General features: G+C 59.9%; 21 protein-coding genes, 1 tRNA gene and 1 pseudogene. 8 read left to right on the forward strand and 15 right to left on the reverse strand.

Annotated features, from left to right (window positions below):
• Window positions 1-162: 162 nt before the first annotated feature.
• The 3 genes from moeA to ACFOFO_RS08475 all read left to right on the forward strand — a co-directional run bounded on the left by moeA (window position 163) and on the right by ACFOFO_RS08475 (window position 2,829).
• A complete protein-coding gene (gene moeA / locus ACFOFO_RS08465) occupies window positions 163-1,449 on the forward strand; it encodes a molybdopterin molybdotransferase MoeA (protein ID WP_390323782.1) in 1,287 nt (428 codons plus the stop codon).
• 96 nt (window positions 1,450-1,545) lie between these two features.
• Window positions 1,546-2,322, forward strand: a complete 777-nt coding sequence (locus ACFOFO_RS08470) for a transporter (RefSeq protein WP_390323780.1) — start codon at window positions 1,546-1,548, stop codon at window positions 2,320-2,322.
• A 177-nt stretch (window positions 2,323-2,499) separates the two neighbouring features.
• A complete protein-coding gene (locus ACFOFO_RS08475) occupies window positions 2,500-2,829 on the forward strand; it encodes a hypothetical protein (protein WP_390323778.1) in 330 nt (109 codons plus the stop codon).
• A 123-nt stretch (window positions 2,830-2,952) separates the two neighbouring features.
• Here ACFOFO_RS08475 and ACFOFO_RS08480 read toward each other — a convergent pair whose 3' ends face one another.
• The 4 genes from ACFOFO_RS08480 to ACFOFO_RS08495 all read right to left on the reverse strand — a co-directional run bounded on the left by ACFOFO_RS08480 (window position 2,953) and on the right by ACFOFO_RS08495 (window position 8,263).
• Window positions 2,953-3,435 (reverse strand): hypothetical protein, encoded by a 483-nt coding sequence (locus tag ACFOFO_RS08480; protein ID WP_390323777.1) that lies wholly within the window; start codon window positions 3,433-3,435, stop codon window positions 2,953-2,955.
• A 127-nt stretch (window positions 3,436-3,562) separates the two neighbouring features.
• Complete coding sequence (locus tag ACFOFO_RS08485) at window positions 3,563-5,032, reverse strand: DNA recombination protein RmuC (protein WP_390331352.1); 1,470 nt, start codon at window positions 5,030-5,032, stop codon at window positions 3,563-3,565.
• A gap of 78 nt (window positions 5,033-5,110) precedes the next feature.
• On the reverse strand, window positions 5,111-5,512 hold the full coding sequence (locus ACFOFO_RS08490) for a group II truncated hemoglobin (RefSeq protein WP_390323773.1): 402 nt from the start codon (window positions 5,510-5,512) through the stop codon (window positions 5,111-5,113).
• Window positions 5,513-5,725: 213 nt separating this feature from the next.
• Entirely contained in the window at window positions 5,726-8,263 is a 2,538-nt protein-coding gene (locus tag ACFOFO_RS08495) for an ABC transporter permease (protein ID WP_390331354.1), read from the reverse strand.
• Window positions 8,264-8,535: 272 nt separating this feature from the next.
• Here ACFOFO_RS08495 and ACFOFO_RS08500 point away from each other — a divergent pair.
• Window positions 8,536-9,532: pseudogene (locus ACFOFO_RS08500) on the forward strand (catalase); the annotation flags it as partial.
• A 354-nt stretch (window positions 9,533-9,886) separates the two neighbouring features.
• Here the strand turns inward: ACFOFO_RS08500 and ACFOFO_RS08505 are convergent.
• The 8 genes from ACFOFO_RS08505 to ACFOFO_RS08540 form a co-directional block, all read right to left on the reverse strand.
• Window positions 9,887-9,976, reverse strand: a tRNA-Ser gene (locus ACFOFO_RS08505).
• Window positions 9,977-10,104: 128 nt separating this feature from the next.
• A complete protein-coding gene (locus tag ACFOFO_RS08510; RefSeq protein ID WP_390323772.1) occupies window positions 10,105-12,144 on the reverse strand; it encodes a putative bifunctional diguanylate cyclase/phosphodiesterase in 2,040 nt (679 codons plus the stop codon).
• Between the two features lie 2 nt (window positions 12,145-12,146).
• Entirely contained in the window at window positions 12,147-13,268 is a 1,122-nt protein-coding gene (locus ACFOFO_RS08515) for an EAL and HDOD domain-containing protein (protein WP_390323771.1), read from the reverse strand.
• A gap of 359 nt (window positions 13,269-13,627) precedes the next feature.
• Complete coding sequence (gene hemW, locus ACFOFO_RS08520; protein ID WP_390323769.1) at window positions 13,628-14,905, reverse strand: radical SAM family heme chaperone HemW; 1,278 nt, start codon at window positions 14,903-14,905, stop codon at window positions 13,628-13,630.
• On the reverse strand, window positions 14,902-15,486 hold the full coding sequence (gene rdgB / locus ACFOFO_RS08525; RefSeq protein WP_390328006.1) for an RdgB/HAM1 family non-canonical purine NTP pyrophosphatase: 585 nt from the start codon (window positions 15,484-15,486) through the stop codon (window positions 14,902-14,904). The genes hemW and rdgB overlap by 4 nt, the downstream gene beginning before the upstream one ends.
• A gap of 131 nt (window positions 15,487-15,617) precedes the next feature.
• On the reverse strand, window positions 15,618-16,355 hold the full coding sequence (rph, locus tag ACFOFO_RS08530) for a ribonuclease PH (protein ID WP_390323768.1): 738 nt from the start codon (window positions 16,353-16,355) through the stop codon (window positions 15,618-15,620).
• 4 nt (window positions 16,356-16,359) lie between these two features.
• Window positions 16,360-17,301, reverse strand: a complete 942-nt coding sequence (locus ACFOFO_RS08535; protein ID WP_390323766.1) for a PP2C family protein-serine/threonine phosphatase — start codon at window positions 17,299-17,301, stop codon at window positions 16,360-16,362.
• A 46-nt stretch (window positions 17,302-17,347) separates the two neighbouring features.
• The gene (locus ACFOFO_RS08540; RefSeq protein ID WP_390323765.1) at window positions 17,348-18,358 is read right to left on the reverse strand and encodes a serine/threonine protein kinase; all 1,011 of its coding nucleotides are present in this window, start codon (window positions 18,356-18,358) and stop codon (window positions 17,348-17,350) included.
• 87 nt (window positions 18,359-18,445) lie between these two features.
• Between ACFOFO_RS08540 and ACFOFO_RS08545 the strand changes: the two genes are divergently transcribed.
• The 4 genes from ACFOFO_RS08545 (at window position 18,446) to ACFOFO_RS08560 (ending at window position 22,777) form a co-directional block, all read left to right on the forward strand.
• Window positions 18,446-19,354 carry a YicC/YloC family endoribonuclease gene (locus ACFOFO_RS08545; RefSeq protein WP_390323764.1) on the forward strand — a complete coding sequence of 303 codons (909 nt, stop codon included), beginning with the start codon at window positions 18,446-18,448 and terminating at the stop codon, window positions 19,352-19,354.
• 218 nt (window positions 19,355-19,572) lie between these two features.
• Entirely contained in the window at window positions 19,573-20,217 is a 645-nt protein-coding gene (gmk, locus tag ACFOFO_RS08550) for a guanylate kinase (RefSeq protein ID WP_390331356.1), read from the forward strand.
• A 19-nt stretch (window positions 20,218-20,236) separates the two neighbouring features.
• Window positions 20,237-20,440: a DNA-directed RNA polymerase subunit omega gene (gene rpoZ / locus ACFOFO_RS08555; RefSeq protein ID WP_390323762.1), complete on the forward strand. Its 204-nt coding sequence runs from the start codon at window positions 20,237-20,239 to the stop codon at window positions 20,438-20,440.
• A gap of 42 nt (window positions 20,441-20,482) precedes the next feature.
• Window positions 20,483-22,777, forward strand: a complete 2,295-nt coding sequence (locus ACFOFO_RS08560) for a RelA/SpoT family protein (protein ID WP_390323761.1) — start codon at window positions 20,483-20,485, stop codon at window positions 22,775-22,777.
• A gap of 4 nt (window positions 22,778-22,781) precedes the next feature.
• Here the strand turns inward: ACFOFO_RS08560 and ACFOFO_RS08565 are convergent, their stop codons facing one another.
• From ACFOFO_RS08565 to ACFOFO_RS08575, 3 genes are all read right to left on the reverse strand, one after another.
• On the reverse strand, window positions 22,782-24,140 hold the full coding sequence (locus ACFOFO_RS08565; RefSeq protein ID WP_390323759.1) for a DUF3422 family protein: 1,359 nt from the start codon (window positions 24,138-24,140) through the stop codon (window positions 22,782-22,784).
• 262 nt (window positions 24,141-24,402) lie between these two features.
• Complete coding sequence (gene greB, locus ACFOFO_RS08570; RefSeq protein WP_390323758.1) at window positions 24,403-24,972, reverse strand: transcription elongation factor GreB; 570 nt, start codon at window positions 24,970-24,972, stop codon at window positions 24,403-24,405.
• 91 nt (window positions 24,973-25,063) lie between these two features.
• Window positions 25,064-25,819, reverse strand: coding sequence for a hypothetical protein (locus ACFOFO_RS08575; protein WP_390328361.1), 756 nt, complete (start codon window positions 25,817-25,819; stop codon window positions 25,064-25,066).
• Between the last annotated feature and the right edge of the window lie 45 nt (window positions 25,820-25,864).

The raw sequence follows: 25,864 nt of genomic DNA on the forward strand, positions 1-25,864 counted from the left end.
CGGAAAAGTGCCTGCAATGACATAAATCTGGGGATTCGCACAACGGTTACTGTCCTGAAGCGCGATAGTCCTGCCGTGTTCGAACGCTGCGCGTCCGATTGAGTCCGGATCTGATCCGAATTGATACAATCATTTTTTCTCCTGATATTGGCGCCATCCACCATGCAAAATCCGACACTTGCCGAGATAGTCAGTTGCCTGTCCGATTACGACCCCGACGCACTGCCTGTGGCGCAGGCGCAGCAAATCATCCGTAGCGTCATTGCGCCGCTGGAAACGGTTGAAACGGTCGGGCTGCACGACGCGCTCGGTCGCGTGCTGGCCGCAGACATCATCTCGCCGATCGACGTGCCGGCACATGACAATTCCGCGATGGATGGCTATGCCCTGCGCAGTACCGATCTGGACCCGCAGGCAGCGGTCACGCTACAGATCATTGGCACCAGCTATGCCGGCAACGCCTGCGACGTAGTGCCGACGGCCGGCGAATGCATGCGCATCATGACCGGCGGCGTGATGCCGGACGGTTGCGATACGGTGGTGCCACAGGAATTTACCCAGGATGCATCCGCTACTCAGGTCACCATTCCGCCTGGCGTCGTCAAGAGCGGCGACAACCGCCGCCTGCGCGGCGAGGACCTGCAGGCCGGCACGGCGGCGCTGTGCAAGGGAAAAATCCTGCGTCCGGCCGAGCTCGGTCTGCTGGCGTCGCTCGGCATCGCCGCGGTGCCGCTGCAGCGGCGCTTGCGTGTCGCCTTCTTCTCGACCGGTGACGAGTTGAGCTCGCTGGGCCAGCCTCTCGATCAGGGCTGCGTGTACGACAGCAACCGCTACACGCTGTTCGGCATGCTGACGCGGCTTGGTTGCGAACTGATCGACATGGGCGTGGTCAAGGACGAACCGGCGGCGCTGGAAGCGGCGTTGCGTAGCGCCTGCGAACAAGCCGATGCGGTGATCACGTCGGGCGGCGTGTCGGTCGGCGCGGCCGATTACACCAAGCAGATGATGGCGCAACTGGGCGACGTCTGTTTCTGGAAAATTGGCATGCGGCCGGGGCGACCGATGGCGTTCGGCCAGATCACGTCGAATGGCAAGAGCGCCTACCTGTTCGGGCTGCCGGGCAATCCGGTGGCGGTGATGGTGACCTTCTATTTTTTCGCGCGCGACGCCTTGCTGCACCTGATGGGGGCCGACGCGCCGCCGCTACCGCTGATGCGCGTCACGTCGCAAGCGGCGATCCGCAAGCGGCCGGGTCGCACCGAATATCAACGCGGGATTCTGGCGCGCGCGGCCGATGGCCAGTGGCAGGTGCGCATCACGGGGTCGCAGGGCTCGGGCATCTTGCGTTCGATGTCGGAAGCTAATTGCATGGTGGTGCTGTCGCATGAGCAAGCCAGCGTCGCCGCCGGGGACGACGTCGATGTGCTGCTGTTCGAGGGCCTGATCTGACCCCCAAGAAATCGTACAACCATTGTCGGTCAGACCACCAGCCGATCGACACCACCAAAAACATCACCCGACCGAACATCTGCCGAGAAAAATGAAATGCCACTGATCAGATCACGATTACACCAGATTATCGCTGCGCTAGCCGCCTCATTGAGCGTCTGCGCATTTGCCGCAGATGAACCAGCGATCACGCCCTATCGCCCGTCCGTCTCCAGTCCGGCGCAGCTGCCGGTTCCCGGGCAACTGGAACTGGAACTGGGCATCCTCAGCAGCAAGATGGACGAAAACAAACGCGATAGCCTGCCGTACCAATTCAAGCTGGCATTCAACCCGCAGTGGGGTGTCCTCATCGGCGGCGAATCCTATGTCTCGGCGCGCGACGAATTTGGCAATCGCGCACGTGGCGTTGGCGATACCACGCTGGTACTGAAACGCGCTTTCCTGATCGACGATAAAACCGCGTTGGGTCTGGAATTGGGTGCCAAGTTAGCGACCGCGAAAGACAGCATCGGCAGCGGTAAAACCGATTACAGCCTGAACGGGATTTTCAGCAGAGACATAGACCGGGTGCACATGGACGCCAACCTCAACCTGACCCGGCTAGGCACGTCCGAACCGGAGACATCACGCACCCAGACCGGCTGGTCCACCTCGTTCTCGTTGCCGGTCGCTGACAAGTGGGGCACGACGGCCGAACTGAGCGGCACGCACCGCATGGGGGCACCGAATACCGCACAACTACTGGCCGCGCTGACCTATAGCCCCAGCAACCGACTGGCCATCGACTTCGGTTTTATCAAAGGATTGACCAAGGCGTCGCAAGACTGGTCGTTGTTCACTGGCATCGTATTGCCACTGGCCAAATTATGGTGAAGCAATTCGGGCGCCGATAGGCGCTATCGACAACAGCGATCCGATAATAAATAATTCAGCAGCGCCGGGCGATCTCCGGGCGAATAGCTTGGTTTGGCGCAGAGTCGGCGTAACTTCCGATTGCTTTCCTGTCGCCGGCAGTTAGACTGAATACGCGCTTCAATTGGAGGAAATACCATGAATAGATGTCGCGGTGCAATTGCACTCTGTCTGCTTTCGGTATGCCTTTTTGGTTGTAAAAAAGCCGACACCGCAGCGACCGTAACGCCAGCGGACGCGGCTATGGCCAGCAACCCGAATTCGGTCGCGGCGCCGCCCAGCGCCCTGCCGCCATCCGACGCGACCATCCCGCCGAACACGTCGGCCAGCACCGCCAGCGACGCGAGCCGCGGCCCCGGTCAATCCAGCCCCAGCAACTTGAACAAGGGCCAGGAAGCGACCTCCATGCCGCTGCCCGGCCAAGCCAACGACCATTCCCAAGTCGGGAAGGAGGAAACGAAGAAATAGACGCGACGATTTGGCATTACATCGCGACACCGAATCGTAGCCGTATGTGCCGCACACTATGGCGCTGGCTCAGCCGACAGGCCTGACTATGCGGGGCATCAAGTAGCCAGGAACAGCGTCGACTCAGTCACCCTTGTGCCCGTTGCCGTGGTCCTTGTCGTGGCCTTTGCCATGACCCCTGTCATGACCGCGGTCATGATCACCGTCGTGACCTCGGTCATTATTGCCGTTGTCGTACCCGTCGCGATGCTCACCCCGGCCGCCGCGATGCTCACGGTAGCTCGGAACGTAGACGTTGTTATACCAACTATCCTGGACGAAATAGACCCGTTGACCGCAGGCATTGTATCTATAGCAATTCTTGCTCCAGTGCTTGGCATGGCCCGGCGGCACATGCAGGTAGAGCGGTGGGCCTGCCACAGCCACCGGCTGGACGATGACCGGCTGCGCGTAGATCAGTTGTGGCGGCGGCACATTGCCGATGTCAATGCGGCCATAAAAACCGGGGTCGCCAACACTGACCGAGACACCGACATCGGCAGCGAATGCCGGAACAGCTGCCGCGGCCACTGTTGCGGCTGCTGCTGCGAATAGGAAGCGCTTCATATGGAAAATCCTTTCAGTGGCAATTAGTAAGTAAACGCGCGGGCGGGGCAATTCGATGACACATGGCATGCTCATGACCGCACGCCACCCTGCCTGCCGGCCGACAGGACGGGCGCAAAAACTGCGACTACAGCGGCGCCACCGCGTCTCTCTCGGAGAGTTCGGCCGGTTCACCCGCCAGCAATTGCTGCGCCACCTCGGACGGCAGCGCCTCGACCGTCTTGAGCTTGCGCGTCATCTGGCGGGTACGGGTTTCAGCCTGGTCGATATTCTTGGCGGCGCGCTCCAGCATCACCTTGGTCGCTGCCAGCACCTCGCCAAACTTGCCAAATTCGGTCTTGACTGCGCCCAGCACCTGCCATACTTCCGACGAGCGCTTTTCCAGTGCCAGCGTACGGAAACCCATCTGCAGGCTGTTTAACAAGGCCGACAAGGTGGACGGCCCGGAAATGGTAACGCGATGCAGCCGCTGCAAATCGTCGGCCAGACCGGGGCGCCGCATCACCTCGGCATATAAGCCCTCGGTCGGCAGGAACAGGATCGCGAAATCGGTGGTCAGTGGCGGCGACAGGTATTTTTCGGCGATGGTTTTGGCTTCGCCGCGGACCGCACGTTCCAGCTCGCGCCCGGCTTGCGCGACACCGTCGGCGTCGGCGCGGTCGGCCGCTTCGGCCAGCCGCTCGTATTGTTCTTTGGGGAATTTGGCATCGATCGGCATCCAGACCGGCACGCCGCCATCGTCCTTGCCGGGCAGCCTGATCGCGAACTCGACCCGCTCGCCGCTGCCGGGTACGGTTTCAACATTCTTTGCGTATTGCTCGGGCGTCAGCACCTGCTCCAGCAACATTTCGAGTTGCACTTCGCCCCAGGTGCCGCGGGTCTTGACGTTGGTCAGAACGCGCTTCAGATCGCCAACGCCGATCGCCAGTTGCTGCATCTCGCCCAGCCCCTGATGCACTTTTTCGAGACGGTCGGACACCAGCTTGAACGATTCGCCCAGCCGTTGCTCCAGCGTCGCGTGCAGTTTTTCATCGACGGTCTGGCGCATCTGCTCCAGCCGCGCCGCGTTATCGGTTTGCAGTGCCTTGATTTTTTCTTCCAGTGTCGCCCGCACTTCGGCCATGCGCTGCGCATTCGACTCGGTCAGGCTGTTGAGTGTCTGATTGAGGGTGTCGCCAAATCGGGTCAGCGTGACCGACTGCTCCTCGCGGGCCTGCTGCGATTGCAGCAGCATCGCGTGGCGCATCGCGTCCAGCTGCTGCACATTGGACTCATTGAGTTTGCCGAGCTGTTGCGAAAAAGTGTCGATCTGATTGTTCTGAATCGTCGCGACGCTGGTCAGCTGGGCCGCCAGCGCCTGCTGAAATTGTGCAAAATTCCCCCCCAATTCCTGCCGTGTCGCCTGCGCGGTGATCTGCACCTGGCCGCGTAACTCCCGCTCGGTACGCTCGTTGGCATTTTGCAGATTCTGTTGCAGTTGCGACAGCAAGCCGGCCACATCCGGTCCTTTGCCCCGCACCAGTGTCAGCACGATCAACTGCAGCAGGATGGCGATGGCCGCCGCGGCCAGCAACACGAAAAATTCGATTTGGGTCATGTCTTTTTTTAGTTGTTTGGCGAGCGGTCTATGACCATGCGCACCGATTGGAGCCAGGTGCGAGCGTGATGCGATCGATCAGTCGGGCTTGTTGCGCATCCAGTCGGCGGTCTGATAAAACGACTGCATCAGCCGCTCCTGCAAACCCTGCTCCACGCCGACATCCTGCATCGCCAGCGCCATGCAGCGCAACCATTGGTCGCGCTCGATCGAGCCGATCGCGTACGGCAGGTGCCGCGCCCGCAGGCGCGGATGGCCGAAGCGTTCGATAAACAGGTCAGGCCCGCCCATCCAGCCGGACAGAAACCAGTAAAACTTGTCGCGCGAGCCATCCAGCGATGCCGGATGCAGCGCGCGGATGGTGCCAAATTCGGATTCGAACTCCATCAAATCGTAAAACCGGTCCACTAGTTCACGCAGTTGGGTATCGCCGCCGATCAGTTGATAGACGCTTTGCTGTTGCAGTTCTTCAGTAGTCATGGGGCGAATAATAGCGCATCGACAGGCGCGAAATAGCGACGGCCGGTTTGATCGCGCCGGACGCAATAGATTCAATATACCCGGCAATCTACGCGAACCGACGGCGCCCGCACCAATCAACCAACATATACTGGCAAAGCTAAATCGGCATAGCGCATATAAATAATGGATAACAAGAACATACTGCCATAATCCACCGCATACGCGACAACATCAGGCCTCGCGCAGCGTCTGCAAGGGCGGCTGCTTCAACACGTTGCGCAGCCCGACCCAGCCACCGACGATGGCGCAGCCGGCGCCCAGCACCAGACCCGCGAGCCACACTTCCGGACTGAAGGCCCATTCAAAATTGAATACATATTTTGCCAAGGCCCAGCCAACCGCAGCCGCCCCGCTCGCTGCCAGCAGACCCGCCAGCCCGCCCACCAGCGTGAACTCGATCCACTGCGCCTGCGACAACTGCTTGCGGGTCGCCCCCAGCGCGCGCAGCAGGCCGGCCTCGCGGGTGCGCTCATCCTGCGAACCGACCAATGCCGCGTATAGCACCAGCACCCCCGAGGCCAGCGTAAACAGGAATAGAAACTCGACCGCCGTCACAACCTGATCCAGCACATTCTGAATCTGTTTGAGCACGCTGCCGACATCGATCACGGTCAGATTCGGAAAATCGCGTGCCAGTGCGGTGGCAAACGCGCCTTGGCGCTCTGGCAAATGGAAGGCCGTGATCCAGCTCTGCGGCAAGTCTGCCATCGCCTTCGGATTAATGATCACAAAGAAATTGACCCGCATCGAACCCCAGTCGAGCTTGCGCAAACTGGTGATCGGCGCCGTCACCGTTTGCCCGGCGACGTCGAAAGTGAGCTTGTCACCCAGCTTCAGATGCAGGGTCTTGGCGATGCCCTCCTCGACCGATGCTTCGGGCCGTTGATCGCTATACCAGCGGCCGGCAATCACCTGATTCTGCGGCGGCAGATCGGGCATGTACGACAGATTGAACTCGCGATCGACCAGCCGCTTAGCGCGATCATCGGGGTAGCTGGCATCGGTGAGCGGCGCGCCGTTGACCTCGATCAGGCGGCCGCGGATCATCGGGAACAGCAGCGGACTGGCGATATGGCTCTTGGCCAGCCGCGCCGCGATAGCGTCTTTCTGATCGGGCTGGATGTTGATCACGAAGCGGTTGGGCGCATCCGGCGGCGTCGACTGGCGCCAGGCGCCGATCAGTTCGCCACGGATCACGGTCAGCAGCAGCAAGGCCATCAGACCGAGCGCCAGCGCCACCACTTGCACCACGGTCGCACCCGGACGGCGCTGCAAGGAGGTAATCGCGAAACGCCAGCTGGCGTGATTGATGGCGCCACGCAGGGCTTTCAGCGACTTCAGGCTCAGCCAGCCGATCAGTGCGAAGCCGGCGAAGCCCCCCAGGAAGCCGGCCGCCGTCAACAGCCCCAGCTTGATGTCGCCGGTCTGCCACAGCAGCAACGCGACAAAGGCGGCGATGCCCAACCCGTAAGTGGCCAGCGTCAAGGGCTGTGGCGCGTCCTGTTCGCGCCGGATCACGCGGTTATGCGGCACATTGCGCAACTGCAGGATCGGCGGCAATGCAAAACCGATCAGCAGCAGCATCCCGATGGCCACGCCCTGCAGGCCCGGCAGCAACGACGCCGACGGCAAGTCATTCGATACCAGCTTGCCGAGCCATTCCAGCAAGACAAAGTGCGCGGCAAACCCCACCAGCGCGCCGACCACGCTGCCCACCAGCCCGACGATCAAAAATTGGAACAGATACAGCGCCGTCACCTGGTTCTGCGTCAGGCCCAGACAGCGCAACATCGCGCAGGCATCGAGATGACGCAGCATGAAACGGCGCGCCGCCATCGCCACCGCGACGGCTGCCAGCATCGCCGACAGCAGGCCGACCAGCGCCAGAAACTGCCCGGCGCGATCGAGCGTCGCCTTCATCTCGGGCCGGCCCGATTCCAGCGAATCGATGCGCACCCCTTTGACCTTGTCCTGATCGATGCGAGCCTGGACCCAACGCTGAAATGCCGTAACATCGCCCGTCTTGGCCTGCTGGCTTGCCTTGGCCGCGACCAGCAGCCGATAGGTGACGCGCGAGCCGTCCTGGACCAGGTTAGTCGCGGCCAGATCCGACGCCGCCAGCATCACGCGCGGCGCAAAATTCATGAAGGCGGCGCCGCGATCCGGCTCGGCCGTAATCACCTGCGCAATCTTGAACACCTTGTCGCCCAGCTGCAGCGAGCTGCCGACCGTCACGTTCAGTCCGGATAACAGATTCGGCTCGACCCAGACCGTGCCGGGCAGCGGAATGTGGCGCGTGCTTCTACCGGCGTCAGCGCCATCGGCATCGGTGCCCATCCGCTGCGTCACTTTCAGACTGCCGCGCAAGGGATAACCGGGCGTGACCGCCTTGATCGACGCCAGTTGCGAACTGGCCTGGTCGCCCTCGCCGGCCAACGCCATGCTGGGAAACACGATGGTGTCGGCCAATACCAGCCCGCGCCGCTGCGCCTCGGCCCGCCAGCTCGCGCTGATCGGTTGATCGGCATTGATCACCAGATCGGCGCCCAGCAATTGATTTGCATCGCGATTCAAGCCGGCCCGCATCCGGTCTACAAAAAATCCGACCGACGACAACGCTGCCACCGCCACGATCAGCGCCACCAACAAAAAACGCAGTTCACCGGCGCGCCAGTCGCGCTGGGTCATTCTCAGGGATTGCACAAACATGGGAAGCTCGCGTCGGCTACAAACGGCAGGATGAACGATATACACCGCGGTGTATAAGCAAAAAAAGCGCTGTTTCGCATGAAAAACAATGCGCTCCAAATATACTGCCACAAATTGACGTCACGGGTTGGCGCGTGAGATGAAGGATGACACTGCGCGGCATGCCGTCATCGAGCACAGCGTGGCGTGCATCGCTGTTGCGGTCCGCTTGGCGAATGAAATGGAAGCCGCCGTCCAGCAAATATCAATCTCCAGGCTTTGCCAGATAGTATGACCCGCGCACCAACCTGCGTAGTGCCAAGAACAACTGGGATTTCTGGACCTTGCTGCCGGAAGCGTTGCACCAGGTGACCATCGTGATGAGTGACCGTGGCATTCCCGCTTCGTATCGCCACATGCACTGCTTTGGTAGCCATACCTTCAGCTTGATTAACGCCAAGAACGAACGCCACTGGGTCAAGTTTCACTTCAAAACGCAGCAGGGCATCAAGAATCTGACTGACGAGGAGGCCGCACAAGTCATCGCCCATGATCGCGAGAGCAACCAGCGCGATCTGTACGAGGCGATCGAGAACAAGGACTATCCGCGCTGGACCATGTATGTGCAGATCATGCCGGAACAGGATGCGGCGAAGGTGCCGCATCACCCATTCGACCTCACCAAAATCTGGCCAAAGAAGGATTATCCGCTGATCGAGGTGGGGGTTCTGGAATTGAACCGCCACCCGGAAAATTACGATGCGGAAGTGGAACAGGCGGCCTTCAACCCGGCCAATGTGGTGCCCGGTATCAGCTTTTCACCGGACAAGATGTTGCAGGCGCGGCTGTTCTCCTACGGCGACGCGCAACGCTACCGTCTCGGGGTAAACCATCACCAGATACCGGTCAATGCGCCAAAATGCCCGGCCCACAGCTATCACCGTGATGGTGCCATGCGCGTGGACGGCAATCATGGCGGGACCATTGGCTACGAGCGAGCCGAACAGCTATGGCCAGTGGCAAGAACAACCCAATTTTTCGGAACCGCCACTGTCCGTGAAAGGCGCCGCGGATCACTGGAACCACCGCGTGGACGACGATTACTATTCCCAGCCACGCGCGCTGTTCCAGCTAATGGCTCCGGCGCAGCAACAGGTGCTGTTCGAGAATACCGCACGCTCCTTGGGAGGGGCACCCCGTGAAATCCAGCTGCGTCATATCGACAATTGCACCAAGGCCGACCCAGCTTACGGCGCCGGCGTGGCCAAGGCACTTGGCGTCAATCAATAGGTCCGCGGCGTGACCTGATACGCTCGCATACGGGCTCGTAATTTCTCAAAAAAATGCCGAAAAATCCAGGCTGACAATGAGCCACCCGGCACCTCCCAAAACAAAAAACTCGCGTGCTCAGCAGTGCTAGGGGGTTACTTAATCTGTTGAAAATTGGTGTTTAATTACCCCGAGACCCCTGCGGAGCCTAGCCCCCAGGGTTTTCTTCTTTTTTGAATTTATTTTTTGCGAAAAAAGAGCCGCAAACCCAGGCGGGGCGCGGCTCTCAGAACTTTCTTCAACAGATTAAGTAACCCCCTAGTCAGCAGTGAGGCGCGGGGTTTGGGATGTCACGGAATTTCTTGAGGGTGATTTTGGCGGAAGCGGTGAGATTCGAACTCACGAACGGATCACTCCGTCGCTAGTTTTCAAGACTAGTGCCTTCAACCACTCGGCCACGCTTCCGTATTCATTTACAGCAAATTTCAAGACTGGTGCATTCAACCGCTCTGCCAACCTTGCTGATGTGCGGCATTATACCTAAGTCGCAGCGTCGTTGGCCTATTGCTGCCCGGTTCGCGGCAAAAATTGCCTCACAGCGCGAGTCGGCGCCCTTCGCGCAACATGTTCTCGAACTCGATGGCCATCACCGGTTGTGAAAAAAGGTAACCCTGCATCTCGTCGCAGCCTGCCTTGCGCAGGAATGCCAGCTGTTCGCGATTTTCGACGCCTTCTGCGATCACCTTGTGCTTGAGCTGCCGCGCGATGCTGATGATGGTGCCGGCAATCGCGCAGTCATTGCCATCGTCGGGGATGCCCATGATGAAGGAGCGATCAATCTTCAGCGAATCGATCGGGAAACGCTTCAGATACGACAGGCTGGAATAGCCGGTGCCAAAATCATCCAGCGACAACGCAACACCCATGGCCGATATCTGGTCCATGATGCCGATGATGTTATCGACACCATGCATCAGCATGCTTTCGGTGATTTCCAGTTCGAGCCAGTGGGCAGCCAACCCGTACCGCGCCAACATGTCCCGCACCCGTTCGGGCAGTGCCGATGTGAATTCGCGCGCCGACACATTAATCGATATGCGCAGCGGTGCGATGCCGGCCTGTTGCCATTGCCGGGCTTGGGCGCAGGCCGCTTCCAGCACCCATTCGCCGACCCGCACCACCAGTCCGGTCTCTTCGGCCACCGGAATAAACTCCGCCGGCAGAATCAGCCCCTGAGCGGGATGCTGCCAGCGCAGCAAGGCTTCGGCGCCAACGATGGCGCCGCTCAGCAGATCCAGCTTCGGCTGGTATAACAGCAACAATTCGTCGTGTGCGATGGCACGCCGCAATCCAGTCTCGATCCCCAGTCGGTGCAACGCGCGCTGGTTCATCGCCTGACTATAAAACGCATAACCACCGCCACTGCCATCGCCGCCCTGCTTGGCCCGGACCATCGCGATATCGGCCAGCCGCAGCAACGTCGCGGAGTCGCTGCCGTCCTGCGGATAGACGCTGATGCCGATGCTGGCGCCGACGCGCAACTCATGGCCATCGATCGAAAATGGCGCATCGAGCAGATTCAGCAATTTCTGTGCGACATGGCTGGTTTGCAACGGCTCGCTGCTGTCAAACAGGCCGATCGCGAACTCATCGCTGCCCAGCCTTGCCACCACGTCCTCGTCGCGCAGGGCGCTGCGAAAACGGGCGGCAATTTGCTGCAACAGGCGGTCACCGGCGTCATGGCCTAGGGTATCGTTAATCGGTTTGAACCGGTTCAAGTCGACAAATAGTATGCTGGCTCGCGTCTGGCGGCGCTGTGCGACAGCCAGCCCCTGGTCGACCAGTTTCATCAGCAGGGTGCGGTTCGGCAAACCCGTTAGCGCATCGTAATAAGCCAGATGGTGGATGCGTTGTTCAGCGTCCTTGCGCTGAGTGATGTCATTGAGATAACCGATCAGGCCGACCGGTTGTCCGACACCATCGCACAGTGGCGATAGCGACAGACTGGCCCAAAACACTTCGCCGGATTTTTTCCGGCGGCGCACCTCTATCTCGCGGCTACCTTGCTGCAGAAAGTGGGAATCAAACTGGGCGCTGCCGTCGTCCGGGTCGTCCTGATCCTCGTACAAAAAAAGGATGTTGCGACCGACCGCTTCATCGGCGGCGTAACCGAAAAGTCGTTCGGCACCCTTGTTCCAGCTGGCGATAAAACCGGCCAGATCCATCGTAATCACCGATTCCTGAATCTGATCCAGGATTTGGGCCTGTTGTCGCAGCTGCGCCGCGATCAGGTCGAATTCGCGTGCGCGCCGCTCCGACTCGACCCGCGCGCGCAGCAGGCGTCCGGTCAGGCGTGCCAGCGCGGCCAGCCGCATCCGATCGCCCCAGTTGTAACCGCCACTACGTCCGGAAACCGCATACCCGCCATAGCTCTGGCCGTCGTGCACAACCGACTCGGCCAGCATCGCCGAATCCGGCAGCCTGCCTTGAAAATAACCGCCTTGCGGACTCTCCAGCAGATTGCGCACGATACGCCCCAATGCTTCATCGAGCGCACCCCCCTCAAGATTGCATACCGCATCGTACAACTCGGCGCTACAAGCGAGATCCTCCGGTGCGGTGATGGGCGCCATGGTCACGCTTCCCGACTCACCTGAATCGCCCAGCGGCAAGCCTGCGCCACGCTGTGCCAATAAGTGTTCGGATCAATGTCACTGGCAATTTCACTGGCAATTTCACTGGCAACTTCGCTGGCAACTTCGCCGGCAAGCAGGGCATCTGGCGACGGCAATGCGCAGTCGCCCGCTGCGTGCGCGGTCAGTGTTAGCAGTTGACCCAGCCGACCGCTGCGCTCCAGCAAAGCGGCCAGCACGTCATCGGCCAGGTTAAGCGGTTTGACGATGTCCGCCAGCGGCATTGCGAATAGGACATCGAGCAGGGAAAAGATGCCGGTCATGAAGGCGCGATCCTGCTGCTCCCGGCTGCCGCCGCTGTGACGACAAAACGCTTCCATCAGGCTGGCGCGCAATGCGGCCCGCGACAATAATGGAGAGAACTCGCCATTGTCTTGCTGGCGCGAATACAGCAGCAATTGCAGCCAGCGCTGCAGTTGCCGCCGTCCGAGCAGATTGATGGCCTGGTTGAAACTGGTGATCTCGGCGGAATGCGCAAATGCAGCAGAATTGACCAGCTTGATCAACTGATACGACAGGGCTGGATCCTGTTTCAGCAACGTCTCCAGTTCGCGCGATTCGGCATCGCGCGCGACCAGGCCGAGCAGCTTGAGCAAACGGGTGCGGGAACTGCCGTCATGGCGCGGCATGATGCTGGAACAATGCAACGGGTAACTGCCGGAAAACCAGCCAAATCCGGCCACACGGCACTGATCGAATCCGGTCGGGTCAGCGATCCGCTGTGCCAGATGCGGACCGGCCGACTTATGCAACCAGTCCACGGCGCCGAGTGGTACCCCGGCGTTGCAATCGAGTCCGAACAAGCAGTCGAGGTCGCCGATCTGCTCGCCCCTTTGCGGCAACCAGTCAAGCATGATGCGAAAGCCCCTGGCCTGCAAGTCGTGCAGCTTTTCGCGTGCCATGGTATCGGCGCACATGGCGCGCGTCACGCATAGGATTACCTGGTCGGGTGGCAGCGCTGAAAAGTGCTCGGGGTCGAGCGCCGCCGCATCGGTCAGCGGCATGAGAAACGGGATTGTGCCGACTGCCTCAAACCAGTTAGTGACGGCGAGCATGCGCACCATGGCTCTGGGATTGATTGCTTGCGATGCGTCAATGCGCAAACCAATTGCCGTCCATTCATGGCGGGCATTGGTGACCGGTTGAAGTGCTGTAATGGGAAAGAAGGAGGCGCTTGTCTCGGGCACGGTCATATTGTCTCGTCAGCGCGTAATCTATCGGTAAATTATCTCTGAGATAGTAGGGGAAACATTTACGAAATGCAATATTACGGAGAGCGCCTGTTGCCGCAGCGTATGGCGCGCTGACAACAGGGTCGACAAGAAAACTTGCACAATATTTTTTTATTCCAACATTCGGCAAATATATGACGCAACAGACATGCAAGAACAACAATAAATCGGCTCGCGGCCGGTGAGCCGACTCAATCCATCAGGAACAATTGCTGCAGGTCGTTCAGAAACCGTTGCCCCAGAACCGTCGGCCGGATGATTCGATGGTCGCGGTATAACAGGCCCTTGGCCTCGGCCAGATTGAGTTGCTGTTCTATTGCATTGAGTGTCAGGCCGGTGCGCTCGGCAAACAGATTCGGCGCGAAACCATGGTGCAGACGCAAGGTATTGAGCATGAATTCAAAGCCCAGGTCAGCACGACCGATCTCGGCCTCTTCCTGCACCGGGTTGCCGTTGCGGCTGTGTTCCAGATACGCTTTCGGCTGCTTGTAACGAACCTGGCGCAGGATCCGATGCGGGAATGAGATTTTCGAATGGGCGCCGGCGCCGATCCCGAGATAGTCGCCAAATTCCCAGTAATTGAGGTTGTGGCGCGCCTGCCGTCCCGCCTGCGCATAGGCCGACACCTCGTATTGCGTATAACCGGCAGCGGTCGTCATCTCCGCGATCATGTCCTGCATCTCGGCACTGGCATCGTCGTCCGGTACCACCGGCGGGTATTTGGCGAAATAGGTATTTGGCTCTAATGTCAGGTGATACAGCGACAAATGCGGCGGCGCGAAACCGATCGCGGTGGCGATGTCCTGCCGCGCTTCGGCCAAGGTCTGCGACGGCAACGCGTACATCAGGTCGAGGTTGAAGTTATCGAAACTATTGCGCGCGATGTCGACCGCGCGCCTGGCCTCGTGGTCGTCGTGGATCCGGCCCAAGGCCTGCAAATGGCGCGCATTGAAACTCTGGATCCCGATCGACAGCCGATTGATGCCGCTGGCGCGATAGGACTTGAATTTCTCTGCCTCGAAGGTGCCGGGATTGGCTTCCATCGTGATCTCGGCCGCGCCATCGAGCGGCAATAGCGTGCGCACGTCCGACAGCAAACGATCGAGGCCCGCCGCCGACATCAGGCTTGGCGTTCCGCCGCCGATGAAGATCGTGTAAATCTTGCGGCCCCAGATCAACGGCAATGCGCGTTCCAGATCGGCGCGCAGCGCGTCCAAATATTCCTGCTCCGGAAAACCGCCCCTGACTTCATGCGAGTTGAAATCGCAGTATGGGCATTTCTTTACACACCACGGGAAATGGATGTACAGCGACAGCGGCGGCAAGGCGCTCAGATTGAGCACGCCCGGCTTCAGATAGGCCGCCGCGCTATTGGCGGCGGCCGACAGCGCATCGTCCGTCTTGAGCGCTGGCTTGACGGCGCCGTGCTCGGTGCCATAACCCGGGCCCACCGGTTTGATAGGAATCATTGCAATTTCTCGACCAATGCACGTAGCGCCTGTCCGCGGTGCGACAGGCGGTTTTTTTCGTCAGCGCTGAGTTCGGCCACGGTGCGGTGCAAGTCGGGCAGCCAGAACAACGGGTCGTAGCCGAAACCGCTCTGCCCGCGCGGCGCGGTAATGATTTCGCCATTCCAGCGTCCTTCCGCGATCACCGGCTGCGGGTCGTCCGCATGGCGCACCAGTACCAGTGCACAGTAATAATAGGCCGATTTGTCCGCGTGCGGCGCCAGCTCAGCGATCAGTTTCTGATTGTTGCGCGTGTCCGATTTCGGCTCACCGGCAAAGCGCGCCGACAGCACGCCGGGCGCGCCGCCGAGCGCATTGACGCAGATGCCGGAATCGTCGGCCAGCGCCGCCAGACCGGTCAACCGCGCCGCATGGCGCGCCTTGGCCAGCGCGTTTTCGACGAAGGTCAAGTATGGTTCATCGGCTTCCGGCACATCGAATTCACTTTGCGCATGCAGTTGAAAACCGATGGGTTGCAGTAGTTCGCCGAATTCCTTCAGCTTGCCGGCGTTGTTGGAGGCGAGGATCAATTGTCGGGTCATGAAGTTCAGTGTCATTGCCAGTGCAGCAGCCGGCATTGGCTGTCATTTCTAACGTTTTTGGCAGAGTATATTCAGATTCCGCGCAATAAATAAGCGGAATAGAGAAGCACCATGATGAGTATAAGTCCCTGCTAGCGGGGTTCCAGCCCCAAGGTTGTCTTTTGCAGCGCGATCAGTTGGGCGATGCCGTGCTGCGCCAGATCCAACAGCCGGTCCATCGTGACGCGATCAAACGCTGCGCCTTCAGCCGTACCCTGCACCTCGACGAAATGACCGGCATCGGTCATCACCACGTTCATGTCGGTATCGCAGGCCGAATCTTCAGGATAGTCCAGATCGAGCACCGGCGTGCCTTGATACACGCCGACCGAAATCGCCGCGACAAAATGCTTGACCGGCATCGCGCTGATCAGCCGCCGTTCCAGCAATTGCGCAAATGCATCGTAGGCCGCGACCATCGCGCCGGTGATGGCTGCGGTGCGCGTGCCGCCGTCGGCCTGGATCACGTCGCAATCGAGATGCAGGGTGCGTTCGCCGAAACCATTCAGGTCGAACGCCGCGCGCAGCGAGCGCCCGATCAGGCGCTGGATTTCCTGGGTGCGGCCGGACTGTTTGCCCTTGGCCGCCTCGCGGTCCATCCGGCTGTGGGTCGAGCGCGGCAACATGCCATATTCGGCCGTCATCCAGCCCTGTCCCTTGCCTTTCAGGAAACCGGGCACCTTGTCTTCGATGCTGGCGGTGCAGATCAGCTTGGTATCGCCGAATTCGATCAGGACCGATCCTTCGGCATGCTTGGTGTAATGGCGCGTGATGCGCACCGGGCGCAAGGCGTCGGCAGCGCGTGCGCTGGGGCGTTTTTCAAAAGACATGGGATTAATTCCTGGAAGTAATGCGGGAAGATTTCTGGATCGCGTTGCGGATTTCCTCGATCGCCTTTTCGATTTCGTCGTCGTTGAAGGCGTCGACCTCCGTGGCGACTTCAGCGCTGTCGGCGGTCGGCAATTCCTGGATGGTCGAGGTCACCGCGCCAACTGGCAAGGTGTTGGTGATGATGGTCGAGGTATCGGTCAGGCTATTGCTGCCCTGCCACATCATCGCCAGCGCAGTCGCATTGTCGCTGTGCTTGCCGCCGATGCCGATCGCGTTGGCGAGCAGTTCCGGCACCGCGCGCACGATCGTGCTGTCGTGCAGCCGCTGCGCCAGAATATGGTCCGGCAGCATCGACCACAAGCCGTCGGAACACAGCAGCATCACGTCGCCTGGTTGCAGGTTGCAGCGGCGCGAAATTTCGACGATCGGCAGGTTCGGCGCGCCGAGGCAGTTGAATAACTTGTTGCGGTCCGGATGGGTCTCGCGCTCCGACGGATCGACCTTGCCCTGCGCGATCAGGGTCTCGATGCGCGAATGGTCGCGGGTGCGCGCCAGGATCTGTCCGTTGCGCATCCAGTACAGCCGCGAATCGCCGCAATGGGCCCACATCGCGTGATTATGCTGCACCAGGCAGGCGACGATGGTGGTGCGCGGGGTTTCCGGCAAGTTGTTGCTGTCGCGATAACGCAGGATTTCACGATGCGCGGCGCAGAAGCTGTCTTCCAGAAAGCGCTCGGGCTTCTTGATATACGGCGTCGCATTCTGCTGGAACAGCGTGCCGATGGTCTGCATCGCAATCGCGGCCGCCATTTCGCCGCGCAGGTGACCGCCCATGCCGTCGGCCAGCAGCAGTAATAGCGCGTCGCGGGTGAAGCTGTAACCCATCCGGTCCTGGTTGACCTTGCGGCCGCCGATGTGGCTTTCTTGATAAACGGAAAATTGCATGCGCTGGCTGAATCAGATGGTCAGATGGTCAGATGGAGACGGTGCCCTACTGCGTATTTTCCTGGATCGTGGTGTTGACGGCGACCGCCTTGCGCCTGAGCGCAGTCACCATGTCCCGCAGTTTACGCTGTATTTTCAGGTAGCGCGTCTCTTGTTCCGGCTTGACGAAGATCGGCTCCTTCAAGGCCTTGTGCAATTCGAACAGGCTTTGGGGCCGCGCCATCGGATCGATCATCAGGCACCAGCGCACCACCTGGATCAGTTCCGGCGAATACAGGCCTTCCAGTTTGGCCAGATGCACATCCATCTTGTCGTCCGCATTGCGCTGGTCGGCCGGCTGCGGTGGCGCGCCCACCATGCACGCAAAGATCGACGCGCCGAGGCTGTAGATATCGGTCCACGGCCCCAGATTGGCATTCTTGACATACAGTTCGGGCGGCGCAAAGCCCGGTGTATACATCGGATACAGCTTCGGCAAATCGCTCTTCAAGGTCTGGCGCGCCGCGCCGAAGTCGAGCAGGATCGGGGTACCGTCGACCCGCAGATAGATATTGGCCGGCTTCAGGTCCAGGTGCAGCAGCTTGTTGGTATGCACTTCGCGCAGGCCGTTGATGACCTTGCCAAACATCTTGCGGATGAATTTCTCCGACACGATCGGCTTTTCCCCCTTGTCGCGGCGGCGCAGGATATGGTCCTGCAGCGAGCGGCCCGATTCATAGGCCATCACCATGTATACCGTTTCATTGGCGCGGAAGAAATTGAGCACGCTGACCACGTTCGGGTGGCTGATGCGCGCCAGGACACGCCCTTCCTCGAAGAAACATTTCAGCCCGATGCGAAACACCGGCAAATTGGCCGGCGAAATCTGCGGCGACAATTCGCCCGACTGTCGCAACGCCAGCGAACTGGGCAGATATTCCTTGATCGCGACGGCATTGCCGTCCTCGTCGTAGGCCAGGTAGACAATACTGAACCCGCCGGACGCAATCTTCTTTACAATGCGGTATCCGGCGATTTCGAGTCCGTCCGGCAACGGTGCGTTATTTTGAATAGCCATAGTATCCCTGGAGCAAGTAGCTCCGATTGTGTGGATAAATCACTGATTTGTAAAGAAGAAAGCAGGCGCCGAGTGACTATTTGCAGCATGACAGGGTACGCAGTTGAAACCCGCGAAACCGCCAGCGGTACGCTGACGATCGAGATCAAAAGCGTCAATTCGCGTTTTCTGGACTTGCAATTTCGCGTCAACGACGATTTACGCGCGGTCGAACCGGTGTTGCGCGAAGCCATCATGGGCCGCGTCACGCGCGGCAAGCTGGAATGCCGACTCAGCTTTGGACGCAGAGTCGCTGCCGGCAAGGCGCAGGCGCTGAACGCGAGCTTGCTGGCCGACTTGACACGATTACAGAATGACATCCGCCAGCACTTCAGCGACGCTCAGCCGCTGTCGGTCAACGACTTGCTGCGCTGGCCCGGCGTGATCGAGGAAGCCGAACTGGGTCAGGATAACCTGGCGGCCGAAGTGGCAGCGACCATGGCCAAGGCGATGGAAGCCTTCGTGAGCAGTCGCGCCCGTGAAGGCGACGCGCTGGCATCGATGCTGATCGCCCGGATCGATGCGATGGACGCGATCGTGCAACGTATCACGCCGCTAATTCCACAAGTCATTGCACAATTCCAGCAAAAAGCGGTCGAACGCTTGCAGGAAGCGCTCGGACTGGTCCACACCAACGGCGCCAACGGTAACAACGGCAGTCAAACCTTGTCGCGCGAAGAAGCGCTGGAGCGTATTCGCCAGGAAGTGACGATCTATGGCATCCGCATCGACGTGTCGGAAGAACTGTCGCGCATGACCGCCCACCTGAGCGAAACGCGCCACATCCTGAAAAAAGGCGGCCAGGTCGGCAAACGTCTCGATTTCATGATGCAGGAACTGAACCGCGAAGCCAATACGCTCGGCTCGAAAGCCGCGGTCAAGGAACTGGCCGATGCGTCGATGGCACTGAAACTATTGATCGAACAGATGCGCGAGCAGGTGCAGAATCTCGAATAAGGCATCGCGTCAGTGCCGCTGGATAGCTAGACAGACGATCCGACGCGTCATTTATACTGCACGGTGTATTTTTATAGCCACAATGAAATAGAGCTCGAGAACCATTGTTTTTGCATATACTCCCATTAAGATAGATTTTTAAGCGGCGCAAGGCAAATTCGGCGCGGTTCACCACCGATCGATTGGCCGCTACACTACCAAGCAAATTGAGGACTTAGATGCCCCCACCCCACGCTCCTTCCGGCAGCCTGTTCATGGTCGTCGCGCCGTCCGGCGCCGGCAAGTCGACACTGGTCAATGCGCTATTGGCGCAGGAACCGGCGATCAAGCTGTCGATTTCATTCACTACCCGCGCGCCGCGCCCGGCCGAACAGCATGGCCGCGAATATTATTTCACCAGCGCCGACGACTTCCAGGAGCGCAACAGTCGCGGCGAATTCCTCGAATCGGCCGAAGTGCACGGTAATTACTACGGCACCTCGCGTCTCTTGATCACCGAGCAGATGCAGGCCGGCACCGATGTGCTGCTGGAAATTGACTGGCAAGGCGCGCAGCAGGTGAAAAAACAGTTCCCGCACGCGGTCGGCATTTTCATCCTGCCGCCGTCGATCGCGGCACTCGAAGAACGCCTGAAAAAGCGCGGCCAGGACGAACCGCAGGTGATCACACGACGCATTCTGGCCGCCGGCGGCGAGATCGCGCACGCGCCCGAGTTTGAATATGTTATTATTAATCAAGAGTTTGCGGTCGCTTTGTCAGAACTGACCGCTATCGTCAATGCGACCCGTTGCCGGTTTGCGCAACAGGCGGCACGCAATGCATCCCTATTTGCCCAACTGGGCATTCATGCAAATTTAAGCTAAAGTAAAGTAAGGAACCGTCATGGCCCGTATCACTATTGAAGATTGCCTGAAACATATTCCCAATCGCTTCCAGCTCACCTTGGCGGCAACCTACCGCGCGCGCCAGCTGCTGCAAGGCCACACCCCGAAGGTAGATGCGAAAGACAAACCAACCGTGATCGCACTGCGCGAAATCGCAGTCGGCAAGGTCGGTCTGGAAATGTTGAAAAAAGTCCCAAGCTAATTCGTCCCTAACCACGCGCCATGCGGCTGATACCACTCCAGTATGAACCTGACTCCAGCAGATTCGACTCGATCAGCAGCACCAGTTAGCCTAACCCCGGCACGGTCTCCGTCCGGGCGTTCCGCTAAAAAGACCGCGCCCGTCCATACTGCGGTACCCACCGGCTCCCTTGGGGGCCCGGCTGCCGGCGTCGCCTCGGTCAGCAATCTCACCATCAAGCTTACCGAATACCTGACTGCTTCCGAACTGAAGAAAGTCAAGGAAGCCTATCGCTTCTCGGACGAGATGCATCTGGGCCAAGTGCGCAAATCGGGCGAACCATATATTTCCCATCCGATCGCCGTGGCCGAAATCTGCGCCGACTGGAAGCTCGATGCGCAGGCGATCATGGCCGCGCTGCTGCATGACGTGATGGAAGATCAGGACGTCAAGAAGGAAGAACTGATCGAGCGTTTCGGCGCGCCAGTGGCGTCACTGGTCGATGGCTTGTCAAAGCTGGAAAAAATCGAATTCCAGAGCCAGATCGAGGTGCAGGCCGAAAACTTCCGCAAAATGTTGCTGGCCATGGCGCGCGACGTGCGCGTGATCCTGATCAAACTGGCGGACCGGCTGCACAATATGCGTACGCTGGACGCGATGGTGCCCGAGAAGAAGCGCCGCATCGCGCGCGAGACCATGGAAGTGTATGTGCCGATCGCGCACCGGCTTGGACTCAATGCCATTTATCGCGAACTACAGGACCTGTCGTTCTCGCACCTGTACCCGCTGCGCTACCGGACCTTGGCCAAGGCAGTCAGGTCGGCACGCGGTAACCGGCGCGAGGTGGTCAGCAAGGTACTGGAGGCGGTCAAGGGCACACTGGACGCGGCCGGCATTCCGTTTGACGTCTACGGCCGCGAGAAGACCCTGCACGGCATCTACGGCAAGATGCGCCTCAAGCAGCTGTCATTTTCGCAGGTGCTGGACGTCTACGGTTTCCGCGTGGTGGTCGACAGCTTTGCCAACTGCTATGTCGCGCTCGGCACGCTGCACGCGCTGTACAAGCCGATGCCGGGCAAGTTCAAGGATTACATCGCCATTCCGAAGGTGAATGGCTACCAGTCGCTGCACACGACGCTAATCGGACCATACGGCACGCCGGTGGAATTTCAGATCCGCACCCAGGAAATGCATCGTATCGCCGAATCCGGCGTCGCCGCGCACTGGCTTTACAAGGACGAGGAAGCCGGGCTGACGGAATTGCAGCAACGCACCCACGCATGGCTGCAGTCCTTGCTCGACATCCAGAAGCAGACCGGTGACTCGGCCGAGTTCCTGGAGCACGTCAAGGTCGACCTGTTCCCCGATTCAGTGTATGTGTTCACGCCGAAATCGAAGATCATCGCGCTGCCACGCGGTGCCACTGCGCTCGATTTCGCCTACAACATTCATACCGATATCGGCGACCACAGTGTGGCAGTCAAGATCAACCACGAACAATCGCCGCTGCGCACCGAATTACGCAATGGCGACATCGTCGAAATCATCACCTCGCCTGAGGGACGGCCGAGCCCGACTTGGCTCGCGTTCGTGCGTACCGGCAAGGCACGGTCGGCGATCCGCCATCATCTGCGCACCATCAATCTGGGCGAATCGATCGAACTGGGCAAGCGCCTGCTGACCCAGGCGCTGACCATGCTCAATCTCAGTGCCGACCTGCCGCAGTCGCTGATCGAGCGGCTGCTGCACGAATCCGGCGCCAAGTCGCTGGATGACATCCACGCCGATATCGGCATCGGCAAACGCATGGCGGCACTGGTGGCGCGCCATATCCTGGGTCTGTTCGAGAACGAGTCGCTGACGATTCCTCTTTTCAACGAGAGCGGCGAAATCATTCCAAGCAAGCCGGAACCGGTCGTGATCTATGGCAGTGAAGGCATCGCGATTCAGCTGGCGCCGTGTTGCCTGCCGATCCCGGGCGACGGCATCATCGGCCTGCTCAAGCGCGATCAGGGCCTGATGGTACACACCGCGGACTGCGAACAGGCCAAGCGCCAGCGCGCCAAGGAGCCCGACCGCTGGATCGATGTGGTTTGGGGCGAGGACCTGAACCGCCGCTTCGATTGCCATATTCAGCTGCTGATCCATAACCAGCGCGGCATACTGGCCCGCGTCGCCGCCGAAATCGGTGAGGCCGATGCCAACATCACCTACGTCGGCATGGGCGAAGACAACGACAGCGTAACGACCCATCTGCGCTTTACGGTGCAGATCGAGGATCGCATCCACCTGGCGCGACTGATGCGCAATCTGCGCCGCATCCCTGGCGTGATTCGCCTGCTGCGCGAGCGCGGCTAGAACGTCATCTGCCGCTGTGCTCTTTCAGGCGTAGATGCATCCGGCTCAACCCCCACCAGACGCCGGCCACGATCACCGGGATCATGATGCCGGTCGCCATGTCCGGATTGACCGGCCAGCCGGCTGCCTTGGCTGCCTTCCCGACATAATTGACCAGCCCCGCCAAATAGTACGAAATCGCCACCACCGACAGTCCCTCGACTGCCTGTTGCAGCAATAACTGCTGCGCTGCACGCTTGTTCAGCGACTCCAGAATCTTGCGGTTCTGCTGCTCCTGCACGATCCCGACCCGGGTGCGCAGCAGATCATTGGTGTGCGCGATCCGCTCCGCCAGGGCTTCCTGCCGGCGCGCGATCGAGGCGCAGGTATCCATCGCGGGCGCCAGCCGGCGCTCCATGAATTCGCCGATGGTCGGTATGCCCTCGACGCGCAGCTCGCGCAATTCGTCGATGCGGGCCTTGACCAGCCGGAAGTAGGCTTGCGATGCGGAAAAGCGGTAGCTGTTCTCCAGCGACAGCTTTTCAATGCGTGCCGCCAAACCGATGATGTCGTTCAGCAAGGCCTGTTCGCCGTCCTCGTCCGGTGTCGTGTTTGCCGTGCTGTGCTGGTTATCCGTCATGGCAGCAGTCAGTTTCGCCAACTCGCCTTCGATCGCATTCAGGATCGGCGCCGCGCGCTGTGCATGCGGCAGGCCCAGCAGCGCCATCATGCGGTAGGTTTCGATCTCCAGCATGCGTTGCACCAACCGTCCGGCCTGCTGCTCCTGCAGGCCGACATCGCGCATCAGGAACCGGCTGAAGCCATCGGCCTGGATCACAAAATCGGTCCGGATTTCACCGCCTTGCAAGACATGGCTGCCGGCCTGCATATTGTTTTCAAACAACTGTCCCATGGTCGGCAACGATGATGCCAGAAAACTATCGCCCTGCTCCAGCGCCACATGCGCCGCCACCATCAGTTTGCCGCGCAGGCTCTGCAACCACAGCTGTGGAATGTGCTGCAGAGGCACCTGATCGAATGCGGCGCCGATGGCCAAGCCGGCCGGCTGGCTCTGGGCGAAGGTATAGGTCGCAAATTCGGTATGGCATTCCCATTTCAAGCGGAACCGGCCAAAATCATGGAAAAAATATTTGGCCTCGGTACCCGGGCCGGCCACGCCGAAATGCCCGCACAAGGCCAGCAGAATTGCATGTTGCGTACCGGAAATATCATCGTCGACGGCGCTGGACAGCCCTTGGGACGCATACACCGCCAGATGGGTCAGGCTCTCCGGCGCGGCCAGCCGCAAGAACGGGCGCGAATGCACTTCTGCCGCAAGCGGGACACGCAATGGATGGTTAAGGCTGGAATATACGAGTGACATGGCATTATTTTCGAATGAATATTATTAACACTGCCGCAGTCTCACGCCACCGCTGCACAGTAGCGTTGAAGGTAGGGGCATATTGGTGCACATTGCGCCGACGTTGAGTCGACGTTGAGCCGACTCAGTGCCCAATTCAGGACCACACCAAAAGGCGACCTGAACCGGCGCAATTCAACGCGCAATCAATCATCCGCCACGTCCGCCAAGTTCGCGGAATACGCAACCGAGTGGGATAGCAGAGAGTGGGGGCGAAACAGATTCAGGCAGAAGGTGCCGGATACTGCACATCGATAATATGCAGTTCCTCGATCCCGCCCGGGGTTTTGAGCGTGATCGATTCACCTATGTGGGCCTTCGTGACGGTACGCGCGAAGGGTGAAATCCAGCTAATCATACCGTGTAACGGGTCGATTTCGTCAATTCCGACGATGGTTACGGTATTTTCCTCACCGCACTGGTTTTCGTACCTCACGGTGGCGCCAAAAAAAATCTGGTCGCGCCCATGATGCACGCTAGGATCGACCACTTCCGCCAGATCGAGCCGCTTGGTCAGGAAACGGATGCGTCGGTCGATTTCGCGCAGTCGTCGCTTGCCGTAGATATAGTCGCCGTTTTCGGAGCGGTCGCCATTCGATGCCGCCCACGACACGATGCGCACCACTTCGGGCCGGTCAACGTCGATCAGCCGCAACAACTCATCCTTCAGACGTTGGTGGCCGGCGGGCGTGATGTAATTTTTCGCGCCGGCCGGAATCGGGGGCCCGCCGACGGCTAGCTCGTCGCCCTCGTCATCTTCGTTGTCGGACTCTTTTACAAATGCCTTGTTCATGTGCCTATTGTAACGATGTCGGCGCCGCCATGGCGTTCCGATTCGATCGCGTTGGCGCTCATCTGCGCCGCATCAATCTCAACGATCGAGCTCAATGATCGGTGCTACGCGGCTTCAGTCTTTCCTTCATGTCAACGCAGTATTGCAGCCCGGCCCATTGCGGTTTTGCACATTCGCGCCCTTCGCAGAGTCCGCGACTGATAAAGTTGGAGCTGCCGGCGCAAGCCTGCTGCGGTGATACAGCTGCCGGCGCGGCAGCGACCGGCTGCTGGCTGCGGCGCTGCTGCGCCTCCTCTCGTTTGATGCGTTCTTCCTGATCCCGTTTGCGCTGCGCTTCGCTGGCAGCTGCCTGGCGCTGGGCCAGTTCGTCGCTGCGGCGTTTGGCCTCCACCGCGCGCTTGCCTTCTGCCGCCCGTTTGGCGCGCGTTTCCTGTTCGATTCTGGCCTGGTTCAGCTTGTTCTTTTCGTCGACCGTGGCGGCCTCGGTTTCGGCCAGCTGGTCGGTTACCTCCAACGCTTGCGCCTGTGCAGAATCGGCGGAAGACGATGCCGCGACCATCGACTGGTTCGGCATGGTCAGCGCCACCGGCTGCTCGACCTGCGGCACGGCAGGCGCATGACCGATCGCCTCGTCCAGATGCTGGAACGACATGTCCTGATCAATCCGGCTCGACCACCAGATGGCTGCGACTACCAACACCAGAAAACCGACGCCGAGCGCCCGAAATCTGGAGCCGCGGTATAAGTGGCGGCGCGGCCGCGCGTCGGACAACGCGGCGGCGGGATGCTCGACACCGCGCGCTGGTTGGCGTTCGATGCGCTCGATCGTGGCCGTGGTGGTAGACACTGTCGCACCGGACACATTCAACCCCGCCCCTGAAGTCATGTTCAG

Origin of the sequence: Pseudundibacterium arcticum (assembly GCF_042646465.1) — a bacterium.
Classification (GTDB): Bacteria; Pseudomonadota; Gammaproteobacteria; order Burkholderiales; family Burkholderiaceae_D; genus Undibacterium_A; species Undibacterium_A arcticum.